At 49.1% G+C, this 7,754-nt stretch carries 8 protein-coding genes and 1 rRNA gene; 5 read left to right on the top strand and 4 right to left on the bottom strand.

From position 1 onward, the window contains the following. Window positions 1–202: 202 nt before the first annotated feature. From rrf to CWI70_RS11985, 5 genes are all read left to right on the top strand, one after another. Window positions 203–317 (top strand): 5S ribosomal RNA (gene rrf / locus CWI70_RS12005). Between the two features lie 251 nt (window positions 318–568). Continuing rightward, window positions 569–2,986: a TonB-dependent receptor plug domain-containing protein gene (locus CWI70_RS12000; protein WP_241967903.1), complete on the top strand. Its 2,418-nt coding sequence runs from the start codon at window positions 569–571 to the stop codon at window positions 2,984–2,986. A 188-nt stretch (window positions 2,987–3,174) separates the two neighbouring features. After that, window positions 3,175–3,486 carry a hypothetical protein gene (locus tag CWI70_RS11995; protein WP_126774048.1) on the top strand — a complete coding sequence of 104 codons (312 nt, stop codon included), beginning with the start codon at window positions 3,175–3,177 and terminating at the stop codon, window positions 3,484–3,486. Window positions 3,487–3,518: 32 nt separating this feature from the next. Then, entirely contained in the window at window positions 3,519–3,947 is a 429-nt protein-coding gene (locus CWI70_RS11990; protein ID WP_126774047.1) for a copper chaperone PCu(A)C, read from the top strand. 28 nt (window positions 3,948–3,975) lie between these two features. Beyond that, window positions 3,976–4,737, top strand: a complete 762-nt coding sequence (locus CWI70_RS11985) for a TIGR04219 family outer membrane beta-barrel protein (protein WP_126774046.1) — start codon at window positions 3,976–3,978, stop codon at window positions 4,735–4,737. Between the two features lie 22 nt (window positions 4,738–4,759). Here CWI70_RS11985 and CWI70_RS11980 read toward each other — a convergent pair whose 3' ends face one another. The 4 genes from CWI70_RS11980 to ppa are packed head-to-tail and all read right to left on the bottom strand — an operon-like array spanning window position 4,760 to window position 7,752. Continuing rightward, complete coding sequence (locus CWI70_RS11980; protein ID WP_126774045.1) at window positions 4,760–5,245, bottom strand: DUF3299 domain-containing protein; 486 nt, start codon at window positions 5,243–5,245, stop codon at window positions 4,760–4,762. Continuing rightward, entirely contained in the window at window positions 5,242–6,522 is a 1,281-nt protein-coding gene (locus tag CWI70_RS11975) for an ABC transporter permease (RefSeq protein WP_126774044.1), read from the bottom strand. The genes CWI70_RS11980 and CWI70_RS11975 overlap by 4 nt, the downstream gene beginning before the upstream one ends. Further along, window positions 6,515–7,216 carry an ABC transporter ATP-binding protein gene (locus tag CWI70_RS11970; protein ID WP_126774043.1) on the bottom strand — a complete coding sequence of 234 codons (702 nt, stop codon included), beginning with the start codon at window positions 7,214–7,216 and terminating at the stop codon, window positions 6,515–6,517. The genes CWI70_RS11975 and CWI70_RS11970 overlap by 8 nt, the downstream gene beginning before the upstream one ends. A gap of 5 nt (window positions 7,217–7,221) precedes the next feature. Continuing rightward, window positions 7,222–7,752: an inorganic diphosphatase gene (gene ppa / locus CWI70_RS11965; RefSeq protein ID WP_126774042.1), complete on the bottom strand. Its 531-nt coding sequence runs from the start codon at window positions 7,750–7,752 to the stop codon at window positions 7,222–7,224. Window positions 7,753–7,754: the final 2 nt, after the last annotated feature.

Raw genomic sequence — 7,754 nt, 5'->3', positions numbered from 1 at the left:
TGGAAGCGTAGTAATGCGTTGAGCTAACCCGTACTAATTGCCCGTGAGGCTTAACCATACAACACCGAAGGTGTTTAGGGTTGTCTCGAACACATGTTCGACCCTTTACCAAATGTAGCCCGTAGTTCTACTACGGGGAAACAAGCAGGGTGGCACCGTGCTTGTTACAATCAGCTTCGACCTTATTTTTGACAAGTTTATGCCTGGCGGCCATAGCGAAGTGGAACCACCTGATCCATTCCGAACTCAGTAGTGAAACGCTTCAGCGCCGATGGTAGTGTGGGGCTTCCCCATGTGAGAGTAGGACACCGCCAGGCTTTAAATAGAGAACCCCAGTCCAAATGGACTGGGGTTTTTTTATGTCTCACGGATAACTGCGTTGTTCGCTATTCGCTGTTTGTTGTTGGTTTAAACCAAGAGTGAACGCAGTGAGCGTGCGAACAGCAAACAGCAAACATCGCTCTTCGCTTTTCGATCTTTCTTAGACTAAAGTCAACTAAGCATTTGCCTGATCCATTGCTATGCTCATCGGACTATAAGAAGTACTCATCTAGGAGAGGTAATTAGCATGAAAACGAACAAGACCTTGCTCGCAATGTTGAGCACGGGCGCACTGTCCGGCTTAACCGTCGTGAGCCCCGCTGCATTTGCCCAAGACGAAAATGGCGCGAATGTTGAAGCAGAAGAACGTATTCAAGTTATCGGTTCACGCTTGTCGATGCGCACAGCCACCGACGGCACAGCACCAGTTGATATCATTTCAGGCGAAGAGCTATCAGCCAGCGGTATTACCGAAACCGCTCGCGCACTGCAATATGCAGTTCCTAGTTTTAACTTCCCCAGCTCGTCGATCACTGATGGCTCAGACGCAGTGCGTCCAGCCTCGTTGCGAGGACTGTCTCCGGACCATACACTGGTACTCGTAAACGGCAAACGCCGCCATATGAGTGCATTGGTGCACCTAAATGGTACCACCGGTCGCGGCAGTTCTAACGTTGATCTAAACGCGATTCCAATCTCTTCTATCAAGCGTATCGAAGTGCTACGCGACGGTGCAGCCGCGCTGTATGGTTCTGACGCGATTGCTGGTGTCATTAACATCGTTCTCAAGGATCAATCTGAAGGTGGCTCGATCACCGCAAATGCTGGGCAAACCTATGAAGGCGACGGCGAACAATACAAAGTTCATGGTAGCACCGGATTTGCCTTGGGTGATGATGGTCACTTTACCGTTGCCGCTGAATACCACCACAAAAATAAAACCAATCGAGCCGGACTCGATCCGCGGCAACAATACCCACTTGTTGATGGTGAACTCGACCCGCGCGAAGAAACGTTTGACCGATTGAACCACCATGTAGGTGCTGCATCCTTCGAGAACAAGGCCGTCTTTTTCAATGCTGCACTGGCAGCAGGTGAGGGGGAACTCTATGCCTTTGGTGGTGCGAGTGATCGAACGTCGCAAAGTGGCGCATTTTATCGTCGTGCGCTCGACAACCGAAACATTTTAGAGATTTACCCTGATGGCTTCTTGCCGTTATTGAGCCCTGAAACCCAAGACATGTCAGCTTATGTTGGCTATCGCTTTGACCTGTCAGGCTGGGCTGTCGATGCTAGTGCCGGTGTTGGCGAAAGTGAATTCCAGTACCGCTTAGAAAACTCTCTAAATGCTTCGATTGGTCCTAGCTCACAAACTGAATTCGACGCGGGAACACTAACTACCGATGAATTTAACGCGACAATCGATTTTCAGCGTTTCTTCCCGTTCGTCAACAATTCGGATCTCGCCGTTGCCTTTGGTGTAAGTTACCGTGAAAACAGCTATCAAATTGCTGCAGGTGAAGAAGCTTCTTACCTTAACGGTGGCTATCAGAACCGTCCTGCGGGTAGTCAGGGATTTACCGGTTTTAAACCTGAGTCAGAGGTTGATGAATCCCGTGATAACACTGGTTTCTACTTAGAAGTCGAAAATATGCTGACCGCTAATTTCCAATGGGGTGCAGCTGTTCGATACGAGGATTATTCGGACTTCGGTAGTAATACCAGCTGGAAGGTATCTGGTCGTTACGATCTAAATGATGAATGGGCAATTCGTGCGACGGCAAATACTGGCTTCCGTGCGCCGAGCGTGCAACAGTTGTATTTCTCGAATATTTCTACCCTATTTGTCGATCGTGGCGATGGGCTTCAGGCAGAGCAAAGCGGTACCTTTAATAATATTAGTCCAGTTGCCCAAGCTTTAGGTATTGAAGGTTTAGAGCCTGAAGAGTCGCAAAGCTTTAGTGCAGGTGTGGTCTATAACGGGTACGAAGGTTTTACCTTAACCATTGACGCCTTCCAGATCGCTATTGACGACCGCATTATCCTTTCCGGCGATTTGAGTCCGGAAGATTCCCCGGCAGTTGGCGATGCTCTCGCCGCAAGCGGTGCTGACAATGCGCGCTTCTTTGTGAACGCCGTTGATACTACCACCCAAGGTGTTGACGTGGTTGCTTCGCAAACGTTTGAGCTTGAGCAGATGGGGTCTTTACGCGCACAACTTGCGTATGGCTACAATAAAACCGAGATCGATGACATCAATCTACCGGTCCTGCTCGACGGGCTAGAGGATAACCTGTTTGATGGTGTTGAGCGCACACGAATGACACGTTCAGTGCCGCATAATAGCGGTAGTGTTGCGTTTACCCATAGTCTAGGCGATCTGGAAACACGTTTAGCATTCAATTACTTCGGTGATTATGTTCTCGAGAATAACCAAGGTGTGCAAACTAAGTTTAGCGCGAAGTGGGTTACTGACTTGTCCGCCAAATACTTGCTTAGCGACCAGTTAACGGTGAGTGCAGGCGTGCAGAACTTGTTCGATGAATACCCAGACAAGCAACGTCCAGAAAGTCAGTTCAACGGGATCTTTATGTATCCAAATACCAACGCGCCATTCGGCTTTAACGGTGGGTATTACTATGCTGAACTAACGTATAACTTCTAAGAACAACTGTGAATCGAGTTGTGAAAACCGCCACATAGTGGCGGTTTTTTTATGCCTCACACTTTTCATCAAGCGTAACCTGTTGAATAAAAAGAAATAAAAAGATGGCACGAATATTGAATAAACAAAGCATAGAAGTAAAACATAAAATGTAGCAACCGCTTGAAGTGGTTTAGTTGGAGAACACTATGCGTAAACAATCAACTTGGCTTTGGGTTATCGCCGGACTGTTAGCTTTATTTCTTTTTGGTGACGAGATCTTAGGACTGATCGGTGCTGTGGTCGGTTTAGTGATTAGTATCGGCGTCACTGGTTTGGTTTTGGTCGCTATAGCACTTGGCGCTTTTGCACTGGTAGTTGCAATTGGGGGGAGCATTGCGGTTGGTGTTGCTGTTGCTGGTGTGGCATTGGTAGCAGTCCTCTTTAGTTGGCTATGGCCGTACCTGTTGCTATTAGGGATTCTGTATTTGTTAGTTCGAAAACGCCCAAAAGCTGTGTAAACTAACCCCATGAATCAGCATGGGAGAATCTTGTGAAGCGATTACAACAATTGGCACTGGCAGCATGTTTTGTTTTGCCGCTGAGTGTTTGGGCCGATGTTACGGTTAGCGATGCTTGGGTAAAACCGACAATCCCAGGTACAGAAAATGGGGCAGGCTATTTTGTTATTCGTAACGATGGCGCTCAGGCCGTTACATTAAGTGGCGTCAGTAGCGATGCTTCACGTGCCAGCGAAGTGCACCAGCATGTTATGAATGATGAAGGTATGATGCGCATGCGCCGCGTGCCGGAGCTTACTATTAACGCTGACGAGCAGGTGGTTTTCCAGCCGGGTAGCTACCACATTATGTTTTTTGGTGTAAAAAATCCGTTTAGGGTGGGAGAAAGCGTTGCTTTTCAACTGCAATTCACCGATGCTGACGCGCTAGACGTTGTGGCCGAAGTGCGGTCGCTAAAATGATAGCTAGTCGAGTTTAAAGGAGTAAGGCATGCGCAAAGTAACTATGGCTGTGGCGTTACTAGCCAGCAGCGTTGGAGTTGTTGCCGCACCGCAAGCGAATGCGGATACTGTATTCGGTGTTTATGCAGGTGCACAGGCTTGGCAAACGGATACCAGTGGGTCCTTTGGTTCCGAACAAATGAGTCCTGACTTTTCGTTTGGTGATGAACAGCAGGGTAGCGCTTACATTGCCTTTGAGCATCCAATCCCGCTCATCCCCAACGTGAAAGTTCGGCAAAATGACCTTACAACCGACGGCAGTCAGCTGCTCGACGAAGAGTTTTCGTTTTTCGGCACAACTTTTGCGGCCGATAGTCGCCTTGACTACACTGCTGACCTGAGCCACACCGACTACACGTTTTATTATGAACTCTTCGATAATGACTTAGTGTCGTTCGACCTTGGGGTAACCGCGAAACGCGTGGATGGCAGTATTGAAGTCCGAGGCCAACAAACGCTACAGGGGCAAAGCACTGATGGTTGGATCCCAACACTTTACAGTCAAGTGCGTGTGGGCATTCCAGCGACAGACCTTACGCTATATGGCCTTGCCAATGCGGTCAGTATTGAAGACTCAAAAGTAGAAGATTATGAGTTTGGTGTTGAGTATCGCCCTATCGAGAATCTCGCAGTAGATGTGAATCTGCAGCTGGGCTATCGCGTTTTCAATGTTGAGCTAGACGATCTTGATGGTATTTACTCGAACTTAGAGTACAAAGGGCCTTATTTAGGCGTTGAATTCCACTTCTAAGTTGCGCTAGCAGCAAGCGCCGTTATTGATACGGCGCTACATTCACTGCATCCATTTGATAGGCGACAACAGCTAAATCACCTTCAGCACGTTCAACCTTAATCGTGCCTTCAACCCATACTGGATTAAAAGCTTGGCGAATCGGATAGCCTTCCGGAAAGCGCACGAGAACGACCTGATTGGGCGGTGGTGGTGGTACGTGGATACAAGCCCCCTCATACGGCACTAACAGAAACTCCGTTACCTTACTGTCTTCAGCTTGCAACTGCACCACGAAGCCGGGGATACGGATTTTCTTACCATCTAATGCTTCAACCACCGGCGCATTCATATCAGGCTGGCCCATTGCTTCCGGGTTCATGTCGTAAAAGGCCTGACTGCGTACCGGTGGGGGCTTGTAGCCTTCAGGGACGAGGTCTTTCCATTCTGTTTCAGCAAACTCCTGTCCGTAAGCTGGCAGCGCAAACGCCACGCAGAACGACAACATACTTGCAAATAACCACTTCATAGCTTCACCGTAAGTCCGTCCGCTAACGCGTTGCGATAAGCGCGCCATGCGGGAAATAAACTGAGTACCGTTGCAGCAAGTAAGATTGCTAACAAAAGATACAACTCGCGCAAGGTTAGTACACTTGCGCTAACGTGGATACCGAGTTGCTGTTGCAATAGTTCGGCGCCAAAAATTAACACACTGTAGAGGCCGACGGTACCCAACATGACACCGACCAAGGTTACGACAAATGCCTCAACGACTAATAACCCTAAAATAGTAATAGGTCCTGCGCCAATAGAACGTAAGACTGCCATTTCGCGGCGGCGTTCACGTAAACTCGCCAACAGCGTCGTCAACATCCCTAACAGACCGGTAATGACCACTAGTACTGAGATAGCGACCAGAGCGCGTTCAAACAGACTTAAAGTACGCCAAAAATTTTGTAATGCGAGGCCAGGCATAATTGCCGATAAAGCTTCACCACGATAGGTGTTGATGGTGCGTTGCAGGCGTAAAGCAAGGGCGGGGTTTTCAAGGCCCAGCAATACCGCACTCAGGGTATACACCGGAGGTTCTTGATGCGCTTCATGTTCATGACGGTCATGTTGATGGTCTTCATCAGCGTGATCATCATGCTCACTGTCGGGAAGATACTCACCATGGACAAGACCTTGTGCCGCTAGCGGAATAAAAACGCCCCGATCAATAGGCGTTCCGGTTCGTTTAAGTACACCGACGACGCGAAATGGATGAGCATCGTGTTGGCTAAAGCTAATTTCACCGGTACCGTGCGCAACGATGAGGTCATCATTAACTTGCAATTGCCGCTCACTTGCCACCTCGGCACCTACGACCGCAATGGTCAGCTGCTCATGCTGTTGGAATGGACTTCCGGCAGCGAAGGCCAACGGGCGCTTGTTACCGTATTTAAAGTGTGCAAACAGCGCATCGGTAGTCGCAATGACCGGAAAGCCATGAACACTGTCGCCCATCGCCATTGGAATATGCCAAGTCACTCCCGGTAGCTCGCGTAAATGTTCGTAGCTTTGCCAACTCAACGTATTCGAAAGATTGCCAATATGAAAAACACTACTTAGCAATAATTCAGTTGATCCCGTACGTGCTCCAACAATTAAGTCCGTTCCTGAAATGGTATTTGAGAAATTCGCTTGGGTTTGTACGCGTATACGCTCAACCCCGAGTAATAATAAGGTGCTTACCGCAATGGCTAAGATCGTTAGCCACACGCTACCGCGACGGTTCCACAGGCTGGCTAATGCGAGTTTAAACATCGCGTCCTCCGCTGCCGTGGTTGATGTCGCTCAATTCGATAGACCGCGGAAACAAAGGCGCTAACGTAGCGTCATGCGTGACGAACAATAAAGTTGTTTGTTGCGCATCGCAGGCTTCAAAGAGAAGTTGAATAAAGTCATCGCGATGGGCTTGGTCAAGCGCAGACGTTGGCTCGTCGGCGATAATCAGAGCAGGGCTGCCAAGTAACGCTCGCGCAGCAGCAACGCGCTGTTGTTGACCGACACTCAATTGGTGCGCGGGTTGCCGTTGCTGGGCCGAGGTTAACCCTAAACGGGTTAATAAGTTCTCTGCTTCCGCGGTTATGGATTGTTGCGCAAGTCGCTTCCGGCGCGCAGGGGCAAACTGGCATGCGAGGGTCACGTTGGCCATCGCTGATAAATAGGGTAAGAGATTAAACTGTTGGAAAATATAGCCAATATCATTTGCCCGCAAGCGATCGCGGTGATGCTGACTGAGGCTTGCAAGATCCTCGCCAAGCACCTTTACTTGGCCCGGGCCACTGGTGTGAATGCCCGCGATAAGGCCAAGCAAAGTTGACTTGCCGCTACCACTTGCACCCCGTAACAGTATCCGTTCACCACGGTTAATCGTTAGCTCTGGAATGCTCAGCAGCGGCAACTGAGCACCCGGCCACGTAAACTGAAGTTGCTTCAGCTCGACACAGGTGCTCATAGGCTTTATTTGGCTTGCGCGCGTTTGTACGAAGAAACGATTTCTTCTTTCGCTTCGTTAATATCGCCCCAGCCCTCAACTTTCACCCATTTACCTTTTTCGAGCTCTTTGTAACGCTCGAAGAAGTGAGTGATTTGCGCTTTAAGCAATTCTGGCAAGTCGTTCACGTCTTGAATGTGATCGTACTCTTTGCTCAGCTTGCTGATCGGTACGGCGATAACTTTCGCATCTTCACCTGACTCGTCAGTCATTTTCAAAACACCAACTGGACGGCATTTGATAACTGAACCGGCTTGCAGTGGGTATGGCGTAGGAACCAGCACATCAACAGGGTCGCCGTCGAGCGATAAAGTATCGTTGACGAAACCATAGTTCGCTGGATAGAACATCGGGGTCGCCATAAAACGGTCAACCCAAAGGGTACCGGTATCTTTGTCGACTTCGTATTTGATCGGATCTGCGTTCGCAGGGATCTCGATGATCACATTCACTTCATCTGGCAGGTTCTTGCCTGCACTTACATCACTCAAGCTCATGG

This window comes from Pseudidiomarina homiensis (assembly GCF_003987225.1).
GTDB lineage: Bacteria > Pseudomonadota > Gammaproteobacteria > Enterobacterales > Alteromonadaceae > Pseudidiomarina > Pseudidiomarina homiensis.
The sequence above is the reverse complement of the archived record's forward strand: the minus strand, read 5'-3'. Positions and strand labels throughout refer to the sequence as shown.